This window comes from Azonexus sp. (assembly GCF_049652925.1).
Taxonomy (GTDB): Bacteria; Pseudomonadota; Gammaproteobacteria; order Burkholderiales; family Rhodocyclaceae; genus Azonexus.
In genome coordinates, this window is the sequence record NZ_JBASFI010000023.1 from 97,562 (window position 1) to 118,565 (window position 21,004).

The window sequence follows — 21,004 nt, forward strand, 5'->3', positions numbered from 1 at the left end:
GTGCTGCAGTATTTTCCAATTCCTAAGTGGCTTGTTTTTCCTTGATAAAGCGCTATAATTCCGGGTCTTTTTTCCAGCTAACGAAAGTATTCTCATGGTTGTTATCCGTCTTGCCCGTGGTGGCGCCAAGAAGCGCCCGTTCTACAACATGGTTGTTACCGATTCCCGCAATCGTCGTGATGGCCGTTTCGTTGAGCGTATCGGCTTCTACAACCCGGTAGCTTCCGGCAATGCAGAAGCCCTGCGCGTTTCCGTTGATCGTCTGGCCTACTGGCAGAGCAACGGCGCCCAGCTGTCCCCGACCGTTGCTCGTCTGGTCAAGCAGCACGCTGCTCAGCAAGCAGCCTAAGTTTTTGTTTTGAGCAGCAACGATATCGTCGTACTGGGTCGGCTGGCCGACCCCTACGGGATTCAGGGCTGGCTTTGGTTGCACCCCTTCGGGGATGATCCGCTGGCCTGGGCTGAAATGCCCGTCTGGTGGATTTCCAGAGAAGGCGAGCCGTGGCGCGAATGCAGGCTGAAAAGCCTGAAAGCCCACGGCAACGGTGTAGTGGTGCTGTTGGATGGCGTTGCTGATCGTTCTGCCGCTGAAGCGATGAAGGGCATTATGGTCGGGGCGCCGCGTGAAGCGTTGCCGACGACTGAAAAGAATGAGTTTTACTGGACCGATCTGATCGGTCTGGATGTCATCAATACCGCTGACGAGCGGCTCGGCAAGGTAGTCGGGCTGATCGAAACAGGTGCCAATGCCGTTTTGCGCGTCATGGGCGATGACCAGATAGAGCGCCTGCTGCCGTTTGTTTCTGCCGTGGTACTGACTGTCGAGAAGGAAGCCGGGCAGATTCGAGTGGAGTGGGGCAGCGACTGGTGATCCGGTTTGACTGCATTACCCTCTTTCCGGAGATGTTTGCGGCGGTAACGGAAAGTGGCATTACCCGTCGGGCGCTGGAAGAGCAGCGCTGGGGGTGGCAAAGCTGGAATCCTCGTGATTTCGCTGAAAACACCTGGCGCCGGGTCGATGATCGTCCTTTCGGCGGCGGGCCGGGCATGCTGATGCAGCCGGGGCCGCTGGAGAAGGCGATTGCTGCAGCCAAGGCGCAGCAGCGTGAGGCAGGGCTGGCGAAGAGCCGGGTCATTTACCTCTCGCCGCAGGGCGCGCCGCTCACCCACGAACGGGTGATGCAGTTGGCGACGGGCGATGAAGGGCTGATCCTTCTTTGCGGTCGTTATGAAGGAATTGACGAGCGGCTGATCGAGCGCTGTGTCGATGAGGAAATTTCGATCGGGGATTTTGTGCTTTCCGGTGGTGAGTTGCCGGCGATGGCCTTGATTGATGCCGTTGTCCGCCAGTTGCCGGGGGTGCTCGGAGATGCCGCTTCGGCGGTGGAAGATTCGTTTGTCGGTGGTTTGCTGGATTGTCCGCACTACACCCGCCCGGAGGTTTACGAGGGCGAGGCGGTGCCTGCGGTTCTGCTTTCAGGAGACCACAAAAAAATTCGACGCTGGCGGCTCAAGCAGTCGCTGGCCCGTACCCGGAAGCGCCGGCCGGATTTACTGGCGCACCGCAGTTTGACCGCGGAAGAAACGCAACTACTCACGGAAATTTCCGGAGAGGAGCAATGCGGTGAGTAAGTGTTTATAAATTAAAGGATCTCACATGAACCTGATTGAACAGTTGGAAAAAGAAGAAATTGCTCGTCTGGACAAGACCATTCCTGACTTCGCACCGGGCGACACCATCGTCGTGCAAGTGAAGGTCAAGGAAGGTACCCGCGAGCGTCTGCAGGCTTACGAAGGCGTCGTTATCGCCAAGCGTAACCGCGGCCTGAACTCTGCTTTCACCGTGCGCAAGATCTCCTCCGGTGAAGGCGTCGAGCGTACTTTCCAGACCTATTCCCCGTTGGTCGCTTCCATCGAAGTGAAGCGTCGTGGTGATGTCCGCCGCGCCAAGCTGTACTACCTGCGCGAGCGTTCTGGCAAGTCTGCACGTATCAAGGAAAAGCTGGTCCGCAAGGAAAAGCCGGTCGCTGCTGCTTAAGCGATTTTCCCGGATTGAAAAAAAGGCGCCTCGGCGCCTTTTTTATTGATTTCGTTTTTGGTCAAAATTTCCGGTTCACCGTGGAAGTCACTGCTGTGACCCCCCGGTATCCCAAATCAGCCTGCGCCGTGCGCGCCAGAATTGGTTTTGTCGTTCTCGATCAGGGCGTAGGCCGAATGGTTGTGGATCGACTCGAAGTTCTCGGATTCGACGACGTAGGCATCGACACGCGGCTCGGCGTTGAGGCGAGCAGCGACGTCGCGGACCATGTCTTCGACAAACTTGGGATTGTCGTAGGCGCGTTCGGTAACGTACTTCTCGTCCGGGCGCTTGAGCAGGCCGTAAAGTTCGCAGGAGGCCTCCTGTTCGACGAGCTGGACGATTTCCTCGATCCAGACGAAATCATTGGTCCGGGCCGTCACGGTGACGTGCGAGCGCTGGTTGTGGGCGCCGTACTCGGAGATCTTCTTGGAGCACGGGCACAGGCTGGTGACCGGCACGACGACCTTGACCGAGGTGGCGATCTCGCCGTGGCAGATGTCACCGATGAAGGTCACGTCGTAGTCCATCAGGCTCTGTACGCCGGAAACCGGGGCAGTCTTGTTGATGAAGTACGGAAAATTCATCTCGATGTGGCCGGTTTCAGCTTCGAGCTTGGCGACCATGTCGCGCAGCATGACCGGGAAATTCTCGACCGAGATCTCGCGTTCGTGGCTGTTCAGGATCTCCACGAAACGCGACATGTGCGTGCCCTTGAAGTTGTGCGGCAGGCCGACGTACATGTTGAACATGGCGATGGTGTGCTGGACGCCGGTCGATTTGTCCTGGACCATGATCGGGTGGCGGATGGACTTGATGCCGACCTTGTTGATGGCGATGTGGCGCGTGTCGGCCGAGTTCTGGACGTCGGGGATGCTTGTGTTCGGGGCGTTCATGGGCTGTTCTTCAATGAATTAATGTGGGGTGGTCCGGGCCCGTACTGCACGTACGATGCCGTCCTTGTCGAGGCCGAGTTCGGCCAGCAATTGTCCTTGTTCGCCGTGATCGATGAAGCGGTCGGGCAGGCCGAGGCGAAGTACCGGCACGTTCAGCCCGCGTTCCGCCAGCACGCGCTCGATTTCCGAGCCGGCGCCGCCGATCACAGCGTTTTCTTCGACGCTGACAAGCAGCGAATGGTTCCCGGCCAGTTCGACAATCAGCTCGATATCAAGCGGTTTGACGAAGCGCATGTTGGCGACGGTGGCGTCGAGTTCCTCGCCGGCAGCCAGCGCAGCCGGCACCAGGCTGCCGAAGGCGAGCAGGGCGACATCCTTGCCCTGACGGCGGATTTCGCCCTTGCCGACGGGTAGTGTATCGAGATTGGTTGCCGGAATCTTGCCTGTGCCGCCACCTCGTGGGTAACGCACCATGCTCGGGCAATCCAGGGCATAGGCGGTGGACAGCATCTGGCGGCATTCGGCTTCGTCGGCCGGGGCCATGACGACCATGTTCGGGATGCAGGTGACGAAGGAAAGGTCAAAAGTGCCGTGGTGGGTCGGGCCGTCGGCGCCGACCAGGCCGCCACGGTCGACCGCGAAAACGACTGGCAGATTCTGCAAGGCGACGTCGTGGACCAGTTGATCGTAGCCGCGTTGCAGGAAGGTCGAATAGATGGCGACGACCGGCTTGAGGCCCTCGCAGGCGAGGCCGGCGGCGAAAGTGACGGCATGCTGCTCGGCGATGCCGACATCGAAATAGCGGTCGGCATGTTCAGCCGAGAAGCGCACCATTCCGGACCCTTCGCGCATGGCCGGGGTGATGGCGACGAGCCGCGAATCGGCCTTGGCCATGTCGCACAACCAGTCGCCAAAAACTTGCGTGTAGGTCAGCTTGGCGGGGCCCTTGGCGGACTGGATGCCGTCGCAGGCGGCGAACTTGCCGACGCCGTGATAAAGAATCGGGTCGTTTTCGGCCAGCTTGTAGCCCTGGCCCTTCTTCGTGATGATGTGCAGGAACTTCGGACCCTTGAGCTTCTTGAGGTTTTCCAGCGTCGGGATCAGGGCGTCGAGGTCGTGGCCGTCAATCGGGCCGTAGTAATGAAAACCGAATTCCTCGAACAGTGTGCCCGGGGCGATCATGCCCTTGACGTGCTCCTCGGCGCGGCGCGCCAGTTCGAGCAGCGGCGGGGCGAAGCCGAGCATGTGACGGCCGGCTTCGCGGGCGGCGTTGTAAGTCTTGCTCGAGGTCAGGCGGGTCAGGATGTTGTTGAGCGCGCCGACTGGCGGCGAGATCGACATTTCGTTGTCGTTGAGGATGACCAGCATGTCGGTGTCGGCGACGCCGACATTGTTCATGGCTTCGAAGGCCATGCCAGCCGACATCGCGCCATCGCCGATGATGGCGATGGCCTTGCGGTTCTCGCCCTTGTGTTTGGCCGCCAGCGCCATGCCCAGCGCAGCGGAGATCGAGGTCGACGAGTGGCCGACGCCGAAGGTGTCGTATTCGCTTTCACTGCGCTTCGGGAAGCCGGAAACACCGCCGTGCATGCGCAGCGTGTTCATGCCTTCGCGGCGGCCGGTGAGTACCTTGTGGGCGTAACACTGGTGGCCGACGTCCCAGACCAAGCGGTCTTCCGGGGTGTTGAACACGGCGTGCAGGGCGATGGTCAGTTCGACGGTGCCGAGGTTGGACGACAGGTGGCCGCCGGTTTTCGAGACGGAATCGATCAGGAAGGCGCGCAGTTCGGTCGCCAGTTGTGGCAACTGCTTGCGGTCCAGCCGGCGCAGGTCGGCCGGGCTGTTGATGCTTTCAAGCAGGCGGGAAGCGGTCATTAGAATTGCCGATGGCAGATGAAATCGGCCAGTTGGGTCAGGCGCGCAGCCCGTTCGCCGAAGATGGATAGGGCAGCGAGGGCTTCGCTGCGCAGTTCGTCGGCGTAGGCGCGGGCGCCTTCGAGGCCGAGCAGGCTGACGTACGTCGGCTTGGCGGCCGCTTCGTCCTTGCCGGCGGTCTTGCCGAGCGTGGCGGTGCTCGCCGTGCAGTCGAGAATGTCGTCGACGACCTGAAAGAGCAGGCCGGCGCGTTTGGCGAAGCGATCGAGATTGGTGCGTTCTTCGGCCGACAGCGGCTGGCCGGCCAGGGCGCCGAGCAGTACGGCGGCGCGGATCAGGGCGCCGGTCTTGAGCGCGTGCATCAGTTCGAGTTCAGGCTGGTTCAACGGCTTGCCGACCGAGGCGAGGTCGATGGCCTGACCGCCGGCCATGCCGCGCGAACCGCTGGCGTGGGCGAGCAGGGCAATCATTTCAAGCTGCTGCTTTGGCTCGCCGATGGGCTGGTTGGCGAGTAGTTCGAAGGCCAGCGTTTGCAGGCTGTCGCCGACGAGCAGGGCGGTCGGTTCGTCGAATTCGACGTGGCAGGTCGGCCGGCCACGGCGCAGCACGTCGTCGTCCATGCACGGCAGGTCGTCGTGGACGAGCGAATAGGCGTGGATCATTTCGACGGCGCTGGCCACGATGTCGAGCTTGTCGGCGCTGGCACCGGTCAGTTGGCCGGCGGCGTGGGCGAGCAGTGGACGGACACGCTTGCCGCCACCGAGCGCGGCGTAGCGCATGGCATCGTGCAGGCGGGCGGGAATGTTGTCGCTACCGGGCAGAAAACGGGCGAGGGCGGATTCGGCGCGGTCTTGCGTGACGGCCATCCATTCAGCAAACGGGGTGGTGCTCACTGAGCCTCCAGCGTCTTGCGGTCGACGTCCTTGAATTCGCCATTTTCGAGGATGCGGATCTGTTCTTCGGCGTTGGCGAGCTGGGCCTGGCAGTGCTTCATGAGTTCCATGCCGCGCTTGTAGGCGGCGATGGAGGCTTCGAGCTCGAGTTTGCCGCCTTCCATGCTGGAGACGATGTTTTCAAGCTCGGCGAGTGCCGTCTCGAATTTCATGTCGGCGATGGGCTTTGTGGCCATGTTTGAGGCGATCAAGGAAACACGCGAAAATACTCTATCAAGGGGCGCTTGGTCAAATATCGGGGTAAAATACCTACCCCTTTTTAACCCCCGCTGGAGGCTTGGAATGTCCGACTTGGCGACTCTGTCCCGGTTGGCCCCCGCAGTTTCCCAACTGCCGGTGGACTGGTATTTTGACGAGAAGATTTTTGAGCTGGAGAAAAAGCTCATCTTCGATGCCGGTCCGGGCTATGTCGGCCACCAGCTCATGGTGCCGAACGCGGGGGATTACCGTTCGCTCGAGTGGAAGGACCACGGCCAGATGCTGCTCAACGGCGGCAATGAAGGGCCGAATGCCGGCAACTGGCAGATGTCGAATGTCTGCCGCCATCGTCAGGCGATCATGCTGCAAGGTTCGGGCACGCTGAACGGGCCGATTGTCTGCCCGATTCACCGGTGGACCTACAATCAGGGCGGCGACCTGATCGGCGCCCCGCATTTCCCGCAGAATCCCTGCCTCAACCTCAACAAGGCGAAGCTGGAAAGCTGGAATGGCCTGCTCTTCAAGGGGCCGCGCTCGGCCAATGGCGATCTGGCCGGCATGAAGGTCGCGCCGGAACTCGATTTCACGGGCTACAAGCTCGACCACGTCGAGATGCACGAGTGCAACTACAACTGGAAGACCTTCATCGAGGTCTATCTTGAGGATTACCACGTTGCGCCGTATCACCCTGGTCTCGGCAATTTCGTCACCTGTGACGACCTGACCTGGCAGTTCGGCGACTGGTATTCGGTGCAGCGCGTTGGCATCACTTCGCTGCAGAAATCCGGCTCCAAGGCCTACGAGCGCTGGCAGAAGGCAGTCCTCGATATTTACGGAACCGAGGGCAAGACACCGGAGCATGGCGCCATCTGGCTGACCTATTTCCCGAACATCATGGTCGAGTGGTATCCGCACGTGCTGGTCGTGTCGACGCTGATTCCGCAGGGCGTGAACAAGACGCTCAATGTCGTCGAGTTCTACTACCCGGAAGATATCGTCGATTTCGAGCGCGATTTCATTGAGGCCGAACGCGCTGCCTACATGGAAACGGCGATCGAGGACGATGACATTGGCGAACGCATGGACCGTGGTCGTTACGCGCTCATGAAGGAAGGGCGCAATGAAGTTGGGCCGTACCAGAGCCCGATGGAAGACGGCATGCAGCACTTCCACGAGTTCTATCGGCGGATCATGCAGTCGGCCATTGAGACACGCTGAGCATTTCAATTTTTGGCCTTTTTTCCAGTTGACCGTGGAAGGCTGATTTCGAAGGCGGCGGGGTAAAATCCGCCGCCTTTCTCTTTTTCGAGCCCCTGTTTCATGCAATCCCTGTGGATGATCGCCGCCAGTTTCCTCTTCGCGTGCATGGGCGTCTGCGTCAAGTTTGCCGCGCAGACCCATTCGGCCGTGGAGATCACTTTTTACCGCAGCTTCATCTCGCTGATCCTGATGTTCGGGCTGGTTCGCCTGAACGGTGTGCCGTTGGCGACACCGCATCTGCGCTGGCAGGTGACGCGCGGCGCCGTCGGCTTCATTGCTCTATTCGCCTATTTCTACGCCATCACGCTGCTGCCGCTGGCGACGGCGGTGACGCTCAACTACACCTCGGCCATCTTTCTCGCCCTCTATCTCGGCTTCGCCGGCATGAAGTTGCGCAAGGGCATCATGGGGGCGCTGGTGTTGGGGCTGGTTGGCGTCGTCATGCTGCTCAAGCCGACCATGCACGCCGATCAACTGGTCGGCGGCCTGATTGGCCTTGGCTCGGGCGTCATGGCCGGCATGGCCTATTTCAGCGTGCGCGAACTCGGGGCGCGTGGTGAGCCGGAAATGCGTACGGTGTTCTATTTTTCACTGGTCTCGTCGGTCTGCGCCGGCAGCTGGCTGCTGTTCAGCGAAATTCATGCCGTCGACCTGAAGAGCGGCTTGCTTCTGCTCGGTGTCGCCAGCTTCGCCACGGTCGCCCAACTGGCCATGACGCGCGCCTTCACGCGCGGCAAAACCCTGATGTCGGCGGCGCTCGCCTACAGCACAGTTATCTTTTCCAGCCTCTTCGGCATGGCCTTCTGGGGCGAGCTGCTCGATGCCTCGGCGTGGGCGGCGATCGGGCTGATCATCCTGTCCGGTGTTGCGGCCACCCATTTTTCGCGGGCCAATCCGGCCGAAAGCGACTAGCTTCGCCCGGCGCTGCCTTGCCGCAGCGACAGCACGACCGCCGTGCCGATGATGCTGGCAACGACAGCCAGCGAGACGAGCACCGGAATCGGGTAGATTTCGATGAGCAGCATCTTGACGCCGATGAAGACCAGCACGGCGGCCAGCCCGTACTTGAGCAGCGCGAAGCGGTCGGCCATGTCGGCGAGCAGGAAGTACATGGCGCGCAGGCCGAGAATCGCGAAGATGTTGGAGGTCAAAACGATGAACGGGTCTGTGGTGATGGCGAAGATGGCGGGAATCGAGTCGACCGCGAAAATCAGGTCCGACAGCTCGACGAGCACGAGAACGAGCAGCAGCGGCGTGGCATGGCGGACGAGGCGCCCGCCCGCGTTGAGGCGGACGAAGAAATGTTCGCCATGCAACACATCCGTCACTTTCAGGTGGCGGCGCAGCCAGCGAATGACCGTGTTTTGGGCCAGATCCGGCTTGGCTTCGGCGAACCACCACATCTTGATGCCGGTGATCAGCAGAAAGGCGCCGAAGACGTAGAGTAGCCAGTGAAACTGCGCGATGAGCCAGACACCGGCAAAGATCATCGCCGTGCGCAGCACGATGGCGCCGAGCACACCGAAGATCAGGACGCGCTTTTGCAGCTCGGGCGGAATGGCAAAAAAGCCGAAAAGCATGAGCCAGACGAAAACATTGTCGACCGCCAGCAATTTTTCGATCAGATAGCCGGTGATGAATTCGAGCGCTTTCTGGTTGGCGATCTCGCGCCCGGCGGCGCCGTCGAGATGCAGCCACAGCGCCCCGGCGAAAAGTAGCGAGACGCTTACCCAGACGAGCGACCAGACGGCCGCTTCGCGGATGCTGACGCGGTGCTGCCGGCCGCCGCCGACCGCCAGCAGGTCGATGGCCAGCATGACGATGACGATGGCGAAAAAGCCGACCCACATCCAGGTAGTGCCGATGGTTTCCATCGAGAGACTCCTTCCTGTTCCGCCTGCCCGCCGCGTTCTCCGGCGCTGGCCGGAAAATCTGGCGAGACAAGACCCTGCCGCGCGGCAAGGGTCTGGCTCGCAGTTCGCGGGGCGGACTGCCCGTGGCACCGGAACAGCTTGCGCAACTGTTCGTATTGACGACGCCACGGCGGAGAACTACTCCCCCAGGATGCTGTCGGCCACCGAACAAGGTAGCCGACGGAACTTTGAAATGCGGTGCCCGGGAAAGTTCCGCTGTCGTGTCGAGTTCCCCGAATGGCGCACCTGTGGCGGAATCCGGGTTACACTGGAATCAGAACAACACGAGGAGCGCATCATGATTGTCATCGACCATCAACCGAGCCGCGTAGGCGTTTCCGTCTTCGGCGAATTTACCTTGGCCGACTACAAGGAGTTCGAAGAAGTCGTCAATTTCAAGGTCCAGTTCGAGGGGCCGGTTGATCTCTGCTTTGACCTCAGCCAGATGGCCGGCCTGACGCTTGATGTGGCGTGGGAGGAAATCAAGTTCTCGCGCGCCCATGCCAACGATTTCAAGCGCGTTGCCGTCGTCACCGACAGTCAATGGGTGACGTGGAGCGCCTGGATTTCACAGACCTTCGTCAATGCCGACGTCGAAGTCTTCGACAGTGCTGATGAAGCAAAGTCCTGGCTGGAAGCGACGCCGGCATGAGTTTTACCACGCTGGTCGATGTCGCGACGCTGCAGGCGCATGTCGATGACCCCAATTGGCTGGTCGTTGATGTTCGCCACCAACTGGCCAATACCGGCTACGGCGAACGTGTTTATGCTGAGGGCCACATTCCCGGCGCCGTTTTCCTGCACTGCGACCGCGACCTGTCGGGGCCGATGACCGGCTGCAACGGCCGCCATCCGCTGCCCGATCCGGAAAAGCTGGCGCAACGGCTGGGCGAAATCGGAATCGGGCCGGCGACACAGGTCGTGGTCTACGACGACGCCCAAGGCATGATTGCCGGGCGTCTGTGGTGGCTGCTGCGCTGGTTGGGTCATGATCGCGTGGCCTTGCTTGATGGCGGCTTGCAGGCCTGGCAGGCAGCCGGCCGTATGCTGACCAAGGTCGTGCCGACTACGTCGCCGCGTGTTTTCGTACCCTTGGCGCAAGATCATCTGGTTGAAGCCGACTACGTGCTCGAACGCATCGAGACGCCCAACATGCATCTGGTCGACGGGCGCGGCGCGGACCGCTTCCGTGGTGAAAACGAAACCATCGATCCGGTCGGCGGCCATATCCCCGGTGCGGTCAATCGCTTCTTCAAGGACAACCTGTTGCCCGACGGCCGTTTCAAACCGGCCGCCGAACTGCGCGCTGAATGGCTGGCCATCCTGGCCGGTTCGCCGCCCGATCTGGTTGTCCATCAATGCGGCTCCGGTGTTTCCGCCTGCCTCAATATGGTCGCCATGGAAATCGCCGGACTGCCCGGTTCGCGCCTCTATGCCGGTTCGTGGAGCGAGTGGTGCGCCGATTCGGGACGTCCGGTGGCGTGCTGAACATGGAAAGCCCGAAGACCGGCCTCATTCTTCTCGCGCTGGTCGCCGTCACCACGGCGTCTGGCGCCTTTCTTGGCTGGACGCTCCGGCCACCAGCGGAGCCCGTTGAAGCGGTAAAACCTGTTGCCGAAACGCCTGTCGACTCGCCGGCCAGTCTCAAGGTTCCAGCCGAGTAAGCGCCCATTCGACGTGCTCGCGGACCAGTTCCGACGGATGGTCCGATTTCATTTTTAGCGCTTTTTTCCGGTTGACCGTGGAAGGTCCGTTGCCAAGGGCAACGGCGATGTTGCGCAGCCAGCGTTCATGTCCGATGCGGCGAATCGGGTTGCCGGCCAGACGCTCGTTGAATTCCGCTTCCGTCCAGTTGAACAGCTCGATTAGCGTTGCCGTATCGAGCCCGTGACGCGGCGAAAATTCGGGGGCACCGAGCTGGGCGAAGCGATTCCATGGGCAGCATAGCTGGCAGTCGTCGCAGCCGTAAATACGGTTGCCAATCAGCGGTCGGAACTGTTCGGGAATGGACCCGGCCAGCTCGATGGTCAGGTAGGAAATGCAGCGCCGGGCATCGACCTGGTAGGGCGCGACGATGGCCTTGGTCGGGCAGGCGTCGAGGCAGGCGGTACAGGTGCCGCAATGTTCTTCGATCGGTTCGTCAGGCGGCAGGGGTAGGTCGGTGTAGATATCGCCGAGAAAGCGCCAGGAACCTTGCTTGGAGAGCAGCAGCGTGTGCTTGCCGCGCCAGCCGAGGCCGGCCTGACGGGCGAATTCGACTTCCATGACCGGTGCTGAATCGGAAAACACGCGGTAGCCAAATGGCCCGGTCAGCGCGGCAATGGCATCGGCCAGCTTCTGTAGCCGGTTGCGCACCACCTTGTGGTAATCGCGCCCTTGGGCGTAGCGCGAAATGGCCGCATGCTCCGGATCGTCGGCCGTTTCACGGTGTGGCAGGTAGTCGATCACCGCGCTGATCACGGTGATCGTCCCCGGGTGCAGTTGCTGCGGGTCGGCGCGCAATTCGGCATGGCGGGCCATATAATCCATCTCGCCGTGGCAGCCCGCCGCCAGCCATTCCCGCATTTTTTCGACGGCGGGGCCGGGTTCGGCCCGCGCCACGCCAACGGCAGCAAAGCCGAGTTCCCTGCCGGCCTCGCGGATTTTTTCCTTGAGCGCCGCGTAATCCACCGTGGAGTCCTGATCGTGCATAGCCCCGATGTTACCGCTGTTTTCGAATTGCCCGACGAGGCGGCAACCCAGCGTCTGGGCGAAATGCTGGCGCCATTGCTGCAGCCGGGGATGGTGATATTCCTCGAAGGTGACCTCGGCGCGGGCAAAACCACGCTGTCGCGCGCCATGATTCGGGCACTTGGCCACACCGGCGCGGTCAAAAGTCCTACCTATTCACTGGTTGAAGTTTACGTAGTTTCGAGCTTATACTTATATCACTTTGATTTTTATCGTTTCGAGTCCCCAGAGGAGTTTCTCGATGCGGGCTTTGATGAATACTTTAATGACGCTGCGATCTGTCTGGTCGAATGGCCGGAAAGGGCTGCTGGCTGCGTTCCGTCGCCAGACTTGCGGTTGCGTATTCATCATGCAGGTGTCGGGCGTATCCTCGAAGCCGTGGCAGATTCACCGAAAGGGCAGGCATGTCTAAGCACGCTCATCTCAGCCATGGCCGCCGCCAGCTCCTCCGCTACGCCGGCGCCTCGCTGATCCTTTCCGTTACGCCGCTGGCCGGCGCCGCAGCCAGACTGCCGTCCGTCCTCGCCGTACGCGTCTGGCCGGCCGCCGATTACACCCGCGTCACGCTTGAAACCGACGCACCGCTCAAATTCACTCACTTCACTGTTGAAAATCCCGACCGCCTCGTCGTCGACATCGAAGGTGTCGAATTCAACAGCGTTCTCGACAGCCTCGCCCGCAAGGTAGCTACCGACGACCCGAACATCAAGTTGCTGCGCGCCGGTCGTTTCAAGCCGGGTGTCGTTCGCCTGGTCATGGAGTTGAAGGGTAAGGTCAATCCACAGGTGTTCACGCTCGAACCGGCCGGTGAATACGGCCGCCGCCTGGTCCTTGACGTCTACCCGGTCAATCCGCCCGACCCGATGATGGCGCTGCTCGAAGGCCGCAAGGATGGCGTCGAACCGCTCAAGAACGAGCAGGATTTTCAGATTGCGCGCCAAGATGAGAGCGCCGCAAAGAAGCCGGAAAAGCCGATCGAAGCGCCGGAAATCCAGACCAGCAAGAAATCCGGCAAGCCGATTGTTGACCGTCTGGTCACCATCACCCTCGACCCCGGCCATGGCGGCGAAGACCCCGGCGCCATCGGCAAGGCCGGAACTTACGAAAAGAACGTCACGCTCGAAGTTGCCCGCCGCCTCAAGGCGCGGATTGATGCCGAGCCGAACATGCGCGCCGTGCTGACCCGCGATTCGGATTACTTCGTGCCGCTGCAAATGCGCGTCCAGAAGGCCCGGCGCATCCAGTCGGATCTCTTCCTGTCAATTCATGCCGATGCCTGGATCAAGCCGGATGCGCGCGGTTCGTCGGTGTTCGTTCTGTCCGAAAAGGGTGCCTCGAGCACGCAGGCCCGCCTGCTTGCGCAGAAGGAAAACCAGGCCGACTTGATCGGCGGCGTCAATATCGGCAGCAAGGATCTATTTCTCGCCCGCACATTGCTCGACCTGTCGCAGACCGGCACGATCAACGACAGCCTGAAACTCGGCAAATACCTGCTCGGCGAACTGGGTTCTATCAACACGCTGCACAAGGCCCATGTCGAGCAAGCCGGCTTTGCCGTGCTAAAGGCGCCGGATATTCCGTCGGCCCTGATTGAAACCGCTTTCATCTCCAATCCGGAAGAAGAAGCCCGCCTGAATGACGACGCCTACCAGGAAAAGCTGGCCGGGGCGATTGTGCGCGGCATCCGCCAGTACTTCATCAAGCATCCGCCCGGACCGAAAGCCAAACTGGCCTTGCTCGGCTAGAACAACTCCACTTCGCCCTTGGCGATTTCCTTGGCGGCCACATCGCCTGAGGCGACCAGCTTTTCGTAGCAGTCAACCCGGTTACGGCCATTGCGCTTGGCGAAATAAAGCGCCTCGTCGGCCCGGTCGATTACATCGGTTGGCGTGTCGTTGGGCATCAGCGCACTGAAACCGATACTGACGGTAATACGTCCGACCCGGCTGAACAGCTGTTTTTCAACATTGGTACGGAAGCGTTCCAGTGTAGCCAGGGCGAACTGTTCATCTGTTGGCTGCAGCAGGGCGATGAATTCCTCGCCGCCAAAACGGAACAGTTGGTCATCAAAGCGAAAGGACTGGCGCATTTCCTGAGCCAGCATGATCAACACTTCATCACCGATCAGGTGGCCGAAGTTGTCATTCACTTGTTTGAAGTGGTCGATGTCGCAGACGGCCAGCCAGTGGCTGCTACTGGGGGTGCCGCGTCGACGGCTTTCGGGGCCGCTGAGCATCTCGTCACTGGCGGCCTTGCCGAGCAGTTCAAAAAGATGCTTGTCGAAAGTCTTGCGGCTGGCCAGGCCTGTCAGGGTATCGGCCTCGCCATAATCGAGCAGCGCAATGTGGTTGCCAAAGTACTCGATCAGTCCCATCAGCGTGACGCGATGGTCGGCTGAGAATTCGTCGGTGAGAGTGAGTTCGATCAGGTAGATCGGTTCATTGAGGCGGAGAACCGGAAAAACGATCCGGTGCGAGCCGTCGTCGAGAAAATCGATAACGGCCGAGAGCTCCTTGCGGCAACGGTTGAGCAGCGGGTCGCGCTCGATCGGCTGGCAGAAGCGGTGGTCCGGCAGGTAGGCGTTGCGCAGGAACTGGCCGTTCGGACCATAGCCGGCACAGGCAAAGACCATTGCCTTTTTGTTTCCCACGTAGCAGCGGTAGATGGTCAGGTTCTGCGGGTGAAAAAGGTTGATCAAGGTATCAACCATGGCCGAGTTAATCTCGGTGCGGTCTCGTCGCGCCGAAATTCGGACTACATGGCTGATCAATTCGAGCATGAATTTAGGAGAGGGTGATTTTGTTAAACTCGTTAATTATAGCGAAAAGGAGTCGTCACTGTTTTGGCATGTGCCGCACGCTGGCTGACGCAAAGCTATCCGCCGGTATCCGAAGGGTGGCTTAAATCGTTATAATTCAACGTTTTTCCTGACAATTTACTTATGCGCGTTTTTCGCGGTTATTCGCGTCCCGTTCCTGCTCCTGTTGTGCTCGCCATCGGCAATTTCGATGGCGTTCACCTAGGGCATGCCGCGCTGGTCAAACGCTTGGCTCAGGTGGCCATGGAATGCCAGTTGGCGCCTACGGTGCTGACCTTCGAACCGCATCCGCGTGAATTTTTTGCGCCGGATTCTGCCCCGGCCCGCCTGACGACGCTGCGCGAAAAACTTGAGTTGCTCAGCGAGTGCGGTGCACGGCAGGTCGTCATTTGTCCGTTCAATGCGGCTTTTGCCGCCCTCTCGGCCGACGAGTTCGTCGAGCAGGTGCTGGTGCGTGGCTGTCAGGTCCGCCATTTGATCATCGGTGATGATTTTCGCTTTGGTCGCGGGCGTGTCGGCGATTTTGCCCTGTTGCAGGACGCCGGGCGGCGTTTCGGCTTCGCAGTCGAGGCGATGGGCAGCGTGCTGGCCGATGGCGAGCGCGTCTCCAGTTCGGCCGTTCGTCGGGCATTGCTGGCGGGCGACATGGAGCATGCAGCCCGACTGCTGGGTCGCCCCTATATCATCGACGGTCAGGTTTCGCATGGCCAGAAGCTTGGTCGTCAGATCGGTTTTGCGACGGCCAATCTGCGCATCAAGCACAATCCGCTGCCGATGACCGGCGTCTTCGCCGTTGAGGTCAGCGGTCTGGGTGACAAACCACTCCCGGGCGTTGCCAATCTTGGCGTCCGGCCAACGGTGGGCGGCACCCGGCCCTTGCTGGAAGTTCATCTCTTCGATTTCGATCGTGATATTTATGGGGCGCACATGTCGGTGCGTTTCGTCCATAAGTTGCGCGACGAACAACGTTTTCCCAATATTGACGCCCTCAAGGCGCAGATCGCGGCGGATGCCGCGGCTGCCCGGGCTTTTTTCGAGTTGTGAGCACGCAAAATGGCTGATTACAAAGACACCCTGAACCTGCCGGATACGGCTTTCCCGATGCGCGGTGATTTGCCCAAGCGCGAACCGCAATGGGTCGCTCAGTGGCAGGAGAAAAAACTCTACCAGCGTATCCGCGAAATCAGCACCGGGCGTCCGCGTTTCGTGCTGCACGATGGTCCGCCCTATGCCAACGGCGACATTCACATCGGCCATGCGGTCAACAAGGTTTTGAAGGACATTATCGTCCGCTCGAAAACGCTCTCCGGCTTCGATGCGCCCTACGTGCCGGGCTGGGACTGCCACGGCCTGCCGATCGAGCACCAGATCGAAAAGCAGCACGGCAAGAACATTCCTGCCGACAAGGTGCGCGAATTGTCGCGCGCCTACGCGGCCGAGCAGGTCGAGCGCCAGAAGAAGGATTTCATCCGTCTCGGTGTGCTGGGCGACTGGGGCAATCCCTACCTGACCATGAATTTCTCGGCCGAGGCCGGCGAAATCCGCGCGCTGGGCAAGATTCTCGAGCAGGGTTATCTCTATCAGGGGCTGAAGCCGGTCAATTGGTGTCTGGATTGCGGTTCGGCGCTGGCCGAAGCCGAAGTCGAGTATGAAGACAAGAATTCGCCTGCCATCGACGTTGCCTTCGAGGTCCACGAGAACCACTCCGGGAAGCTGGCCAACGCCTTCGGCCTGACCCATCTGCGTGGTCCGGCTTTCGCTGTGATCTGGACGACGACGCCATGGACGTTGCCGGCAAATGAGGCTGTCAGCGTACATCCCGACCTGCAATACGATCTGTATGAAACGGCCAGGGGCTCGCTGATTCTCGTGCATGAACTCGCCGAGGCCAGCCTGCAACGCTACGGTCTGGAGGCCGAAATCGTCGCCTCCTGCAAGGGCGACAAGCTCGACCAGATTCTCCTCAAGCACCCGTTCCAGCCGCGCGATGTGGCGATCATCTGCGGCACGCACGTGACAACCGAAGCCGGTACCGGTTTGGTCCACACGGCGCCGGCGCATGGCGTTGACGACTACAACATCGGCAAGAAATACGGCCTGCCGGTCAATAACCCGGTCGGCAACGATGGCCGTTTCATCAGCACGACGCCGGCGCTGTCAGTCGGCGAACTGGCCGGAAAGACGGTCTGGGAGGCCAACCCACTGGTCCTGCAGGAACTGGAATCCCACGGTCGACTGTTAAAAAACGAGAAAATCAAACACAGCTACCCGCACTGCTGGCGCCACAAGACGCCGATTATCTTCCGTGCCACGACGCAATGGTTCATCGGCATGGACCACAAGACCAGCGAAGATGCTTCAACGCTGCGCTGGATCGCCGAGCGCGCCGTCGATGAAACGCAGTTCTTCCCGGCCTGGGGCCGCGCCCGCCTGGAAGCGATGATGAAGACCCGCCCCGACTGGTGCGTCTCGCGCCAGCGCAACTGGGGCGTGCCGATTCCGTTTTTCCTGCACAAGGAAACCGGCCTGCCGCATCCGCGTACGGCCGAGTTGATCGAGCTGGTCGCCCAGCGCGTTGAAAAGTCCGGCATCGAAGCGTGGTTCAGCCTTGGCGCTGCCGAGCTGCTTGGCGCCGAAGCAGATCAGTACGTCAAGATGAAGGATACGCTGGACGTCTGGTTCGATTCCGGGACGACCCATTGGCACGTCATGCGTGGCTCGCATGCAGCCGATCTCAGCTATCCGGCCGATCTCTATCTCGAAGGCTCCGACCAGCATCGCGGCTGGTTCCAGTCTTCGCTGCTCTCCGGCTGCGCCATCGACGGCCGCGCGCCCTACAAGGCCTTGCTGACACACGGCTTCGTGGTCGATGGCAAGGGCCACAAGATGTCCAAGTCCAAGGGCAACGTCATCGCGCCGCAGCAGGTGTCGGACAAAATGGGCGCCGATATCCTGCGTCTGTGGACGGCATCGACCGATTACTCGGGCGAACTGACGATTTCGGATGAAATCCTCAAGCGTGTTGTCGAAGGCTATCGCCGCATCCGCAACACGCTGCGCTTCCTGCTCGCCAATGTCTCCGATTTCGATGCGGCTACGGACATGCTGCCGGTCGGCGATTGGCTCGAAATCGATCGTTATGCACTGGCGCTGACCCGCGAATTGCAGGTTAGCTGCTGCGCCGATTACGACAAGTACGAATTCCACCGCGTCGTTCAGGCCCTGCAGACGTTCTGTTCCGAAGATCTCGGGGGTTTCTACCTCGATATCCTCAAGGACCGTCTGTACACGACGGCGCCCAAGTCAGTGGCGCGTCGCTCTGCCCAGTCCGCGCTGTGGCACATCACGCAGGCTTTCGTCCGCCTGCTGGCCCCGATCACCGCCTTCACGGCCGAAGAGGTCTGGCAGGTGCTGACTGGCCAGACCGAAGATTCGATCATGTTCCAGGTCTGGCACGATCTGCCGGCGCAGGCTGGCGAAGGCGATCTCCTCGCCAAGTGGGCGCTGATCCGAACGGCACGCGCCGACGTGACCAAGGCGCTCGAAGCGCAGCGTGAAGCCGGCAAGATTGGCTCGGCGCTGCAGGCGGCGGTGGCAATCCACAGCGCTGGCGAAAAGTTTGATGCGCTGGCTTCGCTCGGCGACGATTTGAAATTTGTGCTTATTTGCTCGTCGACCGTGGCAATTCGCGATGAAAACGAACAAGTCATCGCCACCCCTCTCGAACACGCCAAGTGCGAGCGTTGCTGGCACGTCCGTGAGGATGTTGGGGCTCATGCTGAACATCCGGGACTGTGTGGGCGTTGCGTCAGCAACCTGCATGGTGACGGCGAGGCGCGTACGTATGCCTAGTGCCGGACGCTGGTACACGCTGGCCGGGTTGGTCGTTGTTCTCGATCAATTCAGCAAGTGGTTGGTCCTGGAGAACATTGGGTTTGGCGAAACGATCTACGTCGCGCCGTTCTGGAACTGGGTGCTGGCATTCAATCCCGGCGCTGCCTTCAGTTTTCTGGCTGACCAGCCGGGCTGGCAGCGCTGGTTGTTCACGGTGCTGGCACTAGGCGTTTCTGGCTGGATCGCTTTCATGCTCCGCCAGCATCCACAGCAAAAACTGCTATCGCTGGCCCTGACGCTGGTCATGGGCGGCGCTCTGGGCAACGTGATTGACCGCGTCCGCTTCGGTGCCGTCGTCGATTTCGTCCAATGGCATGTCGCCGGCTATTACTGGCCAGCCTTCAACGTTGCCGATTCCGCCATCACGCTTGGCGCGGTTCTTCTCGTTATCGAGCAGTTGACCGCAACCAACAAAAAAGAGATTTCCTGATGACCACCAGCGTCCGCTCCGACAGTTTCCTGACCCTGCACTACCGAATCAATGCGCTGGATGGCGAAGAGTTCCTGTCCACCTTCGACATGAGCCCGGCCACGCTACAAATGGGCAGCGGCCAGCTGGCTGAGAACCTTGAGTCAGTGCTGATCGGCCTGCCGGCGCATGAAAGATTCGTCTTCGAACTCGAACCGGCCCAAGCCTTCGGCATGCACAACGACCGCCTCGTCGAACGCATTGCCCTTAGCGGATTGCCGGCCGACATGGAACTCAAGGAGAATTCCGTCGTCGAATTCACCGCCCCTAACGGCGGCACCTTCGCCGGCTTCCTGCGCGAGCTAGACGCCACGCACGCCTTGTTCGACTTCAATCACCCGATGGCCGGAAAAACGATCCGCTTCGAGGTGGAAATCATCGGAATCATGTAAATGCAAGTCATCCTCGCCAATCCCCGTGGCTTTTGCGCCGGCGTCGAGCGCGCCATCGCCATCGTCGAGCGCGCCCTGGAAAAATTCGGGGCGCCGATCTACGTCCGTCATGAAGTTGTGCACAACAAGTTTGTCTGCGACGACCTGCGTGCCAAGGGGGCTGTCTTTATCGAGGAATTGAGCGAGGTTCCGTCAGGCAGCACCGTGATTTTCAGCGCCCACGGCGTTTCCCGGGCTGTTCGCAGCGAAGCCGAAGAGCGCGGCCTGAAGGTCTTCGACGCCACCTGCCCGCTGGTCACCAAGGTGCACGTCGAAGTCGGAAAAATGCGCAACCAGACCCGCGAAGTCATCATGATCGGCCACAAGGGGCACCCGGAAGTCGAAGGGACGATGGGCCAGAGCAACGGTGGAATGTATCTCGTTGAAACCGTTGGAGATGTTGCGACCTTGGCGGTTCTCAATCCGGAAAGCCTCTCCTTCGTGACTCAGACCACCCTGTCGGTTGATGACGCCACAGTTGTAATCAATGCCCTGAAGCAGCGCTTTCCTGATATTCAGGGGCCGAAAAAGGACGACATCTGTTACGCCACGCAAAACCGCCAGGATGCAGTTAAGACTCTGGCCGAGCAGTGTGATCTCGTGATTGTTGTGGGTAGCACGAATAGCTCGAATTCTCGTCGACTGAAAGAGGTTGCGATATCCCGAGGTCGCGATGCCTTCCTGATCGATGGACCTGACGAGATATCTCCGGAGTGGTTTATTGGGAAAAATGGCATTGGGATTACGGCAGGAGCATCTGCCCCAGAAATACTGGTTCGGCGAGTTGTTGAGAGAGTCAGGCAACTGACTGATGCAGCCGTCACCGAATCGGCAGGTGCCGAAGAGGGGGTTTCCTTTTCGTTGCCCAAGGGTTTGATTGGGCCGTGATTTCACCACCCACGGTTGAAACATAACCGTTCGTCGTATTCTCTCTCATCAGAAGTGGCAGTTGTCCTAAAGTGACGCTGTGAGAATTGTTCTAATTCTATGGATGGAGAAGCAACGTGCGGCATTCCCAAGAAAAGTTTATCGGAATTTACTCTCCGCGACTTTCGATCAGTGGCTTCACATTGATTGAACTGCTCGTAGTGGTTGCGATTATTGGCATACTGGCGGCGATTGCCTTGCCCGCGTACAACGAATATGTCCGAAAGGGGCAATTGCAGGAGGCTTTTACCTCCCTCTCTGACTATCGAGTCAAAATGGAGCAGTATTATCAGGACTGGAAGAAATACGGTGGTGCTGCCTGCGCTGATAATGCTTCTGCCAATTCTTGGAATGGGTTTTCGCCACCAGACAGAAAGTATTTTACGTATGCATGTGTGCTGACCAATACTGATCAGGGTTTTACGTTGACGGCTACTGGTAGTGGAAATCTTACAACCGGTTATGTATATACCGTCGATGAGACTGGAGCCAAGAAAACAACCCAATATGCAGGTGCATCATCTAGCGCGAACTGCTGGCAAAGAGCATCTTCTTGCTGATGT

The 21,004-nt window shown here is 60.0% G+C and carries 24 protein-coding genes; 17 read left to right on the plus strand and 7 right to left on the minus strand.

Annotation, left to right across the window (positions count from 1 at the left end):
• Positions 1 to 94 precede the first annotated feature (94 nt).
• Genes rpsP through rplS form a run of 4 tightly spaced genes read left to right on the plus strand, consistent with a single transcriptional unit; the run spans position 95 to position 2,038 of the window.
• Positions 95 to 349, plus strand: coding sequence for a 30S ribosomal protein S16 (gene rpsP, locus WBK19_RS11720; protein WP_011288794.1), 255 nt, complete (start codon positions 95 to 97; stop codon positions 347 to 349).
• 9 nt (positions 350 to 358) lie between these two features.
• A complete protein-coding gene (gene rimM, locus WBK19_RS11725) occupies positions 359 to 871 on the plus strand; it encodes a ribosome maturation factor RimM (protein WP_511289899.1) in 513 nt (170 codons plus the stop codon).
• Positions 868 to 1,632 (plus strand): tRNA (guanosine(37)-N1)-methyltransferase TrmD, encoded by a 765-nt coding sequence (gene trmD, locus WBK19_RS11730; protein WP_511289901.1) that lies wholly within the window; start codon positions 868 to 870, stop codon positions 1,630 to 1,632. Before rimM ends, trmD begins: the two co-directional genes overlap by 4 nt.
• Positions 1,633 to 1,657: 25 nt before the next feature.
• Complete coding sequence (gene rplS / locus WBK19_RS11735) at positions 1,658 to 2,038, plus strand: 50S ribosomal protein L19 (RefSeq protein ID WP_511289903.1); 381 nt, start codon at positions 1,658 to 1,660, stop codon at positions 2,036 to 2,038.
• Between the two features lie 116 nt (positions 2,039 to 2,154).
• Here the strand turns inward: rplS and folE2 are convergent, their stop codons facing one another.
• From folE2 to xseB, 4 genes are read right to left on the minus strand one after another with little or no spacing between them, the layout of a single operon-like run.
• Complete coding sequence (gene folE2, locus WBK19_RS11740) at positions 2,155 to 2,973, minus strand: GTP cyclohydrolase FolE2 (protein WP_511289905.1); 819 nt, start codon at positions 2,971 to 2,973, stop codon at positions 2,155 to 2,157.
• 18 nt (positions 2,974 to 2,991) lie between these two features.
• Positions 2,992 to 4,848 carry a 1-deoxy-D-xylulose-5-phosphate synthase gene (gene dxs, locus WBK19_RS11745; protein ID WP_511289907.1) on the minus strand — a complete coding sequence of 619 codons (1,857 nt, stop codon included), beginning with the start codon at positions 4,846 to 4,848 and terminating at the stop codon, positions 2,992 to 2,994.
• Positions 4,848 to 5,741, minus strand: a complete 894-nt coding sequence (locus WBK19_RS11750) for a polyprenyl synthetase family protein (RefSeq protein WP_511289909.1) — start codon at positions 5,739 to 5,741, stop codon at positions 4,848 to 4,850. Before WBK19_RS11750 ends, dxs begins: the two co-directional genes overlap by 1 nt.
• A complete protein-coding gene (gene xseB / locus WBK19_RS11755; protein ID WP_226400833.1) occupies positions 5,738 to 5,977 on the minus strand; it encodes an exodeoxyribonuclease VII small subunit in 240 nt (79 codons plus the stop codon). Before xseB ends, WBK19_RS11750 begins: the two co-directional genes overlap by 4 nt.
• A gap of 106 nt (positions 5,978 to 6,083) precedes the next feature.
• Here xseB and WBK19_RS11760 point away from each other — a divergent pair, with 106 nt between their 5' ends.
• Both WBK19_RS11760 and WBK19_RS11765 read left to right on the plus strand, forming a co-directional pair.
• The gene (locus tag WBK19_RS11760; RefSeq protein WP_511289911.1) at positions 6,084 to 7,217 is read left to right on the plus strand and encodes an aromatic ring-hydroxylating oxygenase subunit alpha; all 1,134 of its coding nucleotides are present in this window, start codon (positions 6,084 to 6,086) and stop codon (positions 7,215 to 7,217) included.
• A 102-nt stretch (positions 7,218 to 7,319) separates the two neighbouring features.
• Complete coding sequence (locus WBK19_RS11765; RefSeq protein ID WP_511289913.1) at positions 7,320 to 8,171, plus strand: DMT family transporter; 852 nt, start codon at positions 7,320 to 7,322, stop codon at positions 8,169 to 8,171.
• Here WBK19_RS11765 and WBK19_RS11770 read toward each other — a convergent pair.
• Entirely contained in the window at positions 8,168 to 9,133 is a 966-nt protein-coding gene (locus WBK19_RS11770) for a TerC family protein (RefSeq protein ID WP_511289915.1), read from the minus strand. The genes WBK19_RS11765 and WBK19_RS11770 overlap by 4 nt on opposite strands.
• A gap of 337 nt (positions 9,134 to 9,470) precedes the next feature.
• On the opposite strand from WBK19_RS11770, the gene WBK19_RS11775 reads away from it, so the two are divergent.
• Genes WBK19_RS11775 through WBK19_RS11785 form a run of 3 tightly spaced genes read left to right on the plus strand, consistent with a single transcriptional unit; the run spans position 9,471 to position 10,836 of the window.
• Positions 9,471 to 9,824, plus strand: coding sequence for a SpoIIAA family protein (locus WBK19_RS11775; RefSeq protein ID WP_511289917.1), 354 nt, complete (start codon positions 9,471 to 9,473; stop codon positions 9,822 to 9,824).
• Positions 9,821 to 10,660, plus strand: coding sequence for a sulfurtransferase (locus WBK19_RS11780; protein ID WP_511289919.1), 840 nt, complete (start codon positions 9,821 to 9,823; stop codon positions 10,658 to 10,660). The genes WBK19_RS11775 and WBK19_RS11780 overlap by 4 nt, the downstream gene beginning before the upstream one ends.
• Positions 10,661 to 10,662: 2 nt before the next feature.
• Entirely contained in the window at positions 10,663 to 10,836 is a 174-nt protein-coding gene (locus WBK19_RS11785; RefSeq protein ID WP_511289921.1) for a hypothetical protein, read from the plus strand.
• On the opposite strand, the gene queG is transcribed toward WBK19_RS11785, so the two are convergent.
• Positions 10,817 to 11,863, minus strand: coding sequence for a tRNA epoxyqueuosine(34) reductase QueG (gene queG / locus WBK19_RS11790; RefSeq protein ID WP_511289923.1), 1,047 nt, complete (start codon positions 11,861 to 11,863; stop codon positions 10,817 to 10,819). The two genes, WBK19_RS11785 and queG, sit on opposite strands and share 20 nt — an antisense overlap.
• On the opposite strand from queG, the gene tsaE reads away from it, so the two are divergent.
• Positions 11,858 to 12,373 carry a tRNA (adenosine(37)-N6)-threonylcarbamoyltransferase complex ATPase subunit type 1 TsaE gene (gene tsaE, locus WBK19_RS11795; RefSeq protein WP_511289925.1) on the plus strand — a complete coding sequence of 172 codons (516 nt, stop codon included), beginning with the start codon at positions 11,858 to 11,860 and terminating at the stop codon, positions 12,371 to 12,373. The genes queG and tsaE overlap by 6 nt on opposite strands.
• On the plus strand, positions 12,307 to 13,647 hold the full coding sequence (locus WBK19_RS11800) for an N-acetylmuramoyl-L-alanine amidase (RefSeq protein WP_511289927.1): 1,341 nt from the start codon (positions 12,307 to 12,309) through the stop codon (positions 13,645 to 13,647). Before tsaE ends, WBK19_RS11800 begins: the two co-directional genes overlap by 67 nt.
• Here WBK19_RS11800 and WBK19_RS11805 read toward each other — a convergent pair.
• Positions 13,644 to 14,612, minus strand: a complete 969-nt coding sequence (locus tag WBK19_RS11805; RefSeq protein WP_511289929.1) for a GGDEF domain-containing protein — start codon at positions 14,610 to 14,612, stop codon at positions 13,644 to 13,646. The genes WBK19_RS11800 and WBK19_RS11805 overlap by 4 nt on opposite strands.
• Positions 14,613 to 14,843: 231 nt before the next feature.
• Between WBK19_RS11805 and WBK19_RS11810 the strand changes: the two genes are divergently transcribed.
• The 6 genes from WBK19_RS11810 to WBK19_RS11835 all read left to right on the plus strand — a co-directional run bounded on the left by WBK19_RS11810 (position 14,844) and on the right by WBK19_RS11835 (position 21,001).
• Complete coding sequence (locus WBK19_RS11810) at positions 14,844 to 15,764, plus strand: bifunctional riboflavin kinase/FAD synthetase (protein ID WP_511289931.1); 921 nt, start codon at positions 14,844 to 14,846, stop codon at positions 15,762 to 15,764.
• A gap of 9 nt (positions 15,765 to 15,773) precedes the next feature.
• Positions 15,774 to 18,572, plus strand: coding sequence for an isoleucine--tRNA ligase (ileS, locus tag WBK19_RS11815; RefSeq protein WP_511289933.1), 2,799 nt, complete (start codon positions 15,774 to 15,776; stop codon positions 18,570 to 18,572).
• Positions 18,565 to 19,044 (plus strand): signal peptidase II, encoded by a 480-nt coding sequence (gene lspA, locus WBK19_RS11820; RefSeq protein WP_511289935.1) that lies wholly within the window; start codon positions 18,565 to 18,567, stop codon positions 19,042 to 19,044. Before ileS ends, lspA begins: the two co-directional genes overlap by 8 nt.
• Positions 19,044 to 19,475 carry an FKBP-type peptidyl-prolyl cis-trans isomerase gene (locus tag WBK19_RS11825; RefSeq protein ID WP_511289937.1) on the plus strand — a complete coding sequence of 144 codons (432 nt, stop codon included), beginning with the start codon at positions 19,044 to 19,046 and terminating at the stop codon, positions 19,473 to 19,475. Before lspA ends, WBK19_RS11825 begins: the two co-directional genes overlap by 1 nt.
• Positions 19,476 to 20,402, plus strand: a complete 927-nt coding sequence (ispH, locus tag WBK19_RS11830) for a 4-hydroxy-3-methylbut-2-enyl diphosphate reductase (RefSeq protein ID WP_511289939.1) — start codon at positions 19,476 to 19,478, stop codon at positions 20,400 to 20,402.
• A 116-nt stretch (positions 20,403 to 20,518) separates the two neighbouring features.
• On the plus strand, positions 20,519 to 21,001 hold the full coding sequence (locus WBK19_RS11835) for a type IV pilin protein (protein WP_511289941.1): 483 nt from the start codon (positions 20,519 to 20,521) through the stop codon (positions 20,999 to 21,001).
• Positions 21,002 to 21,004: the final 3 nt, after the last annotated feature.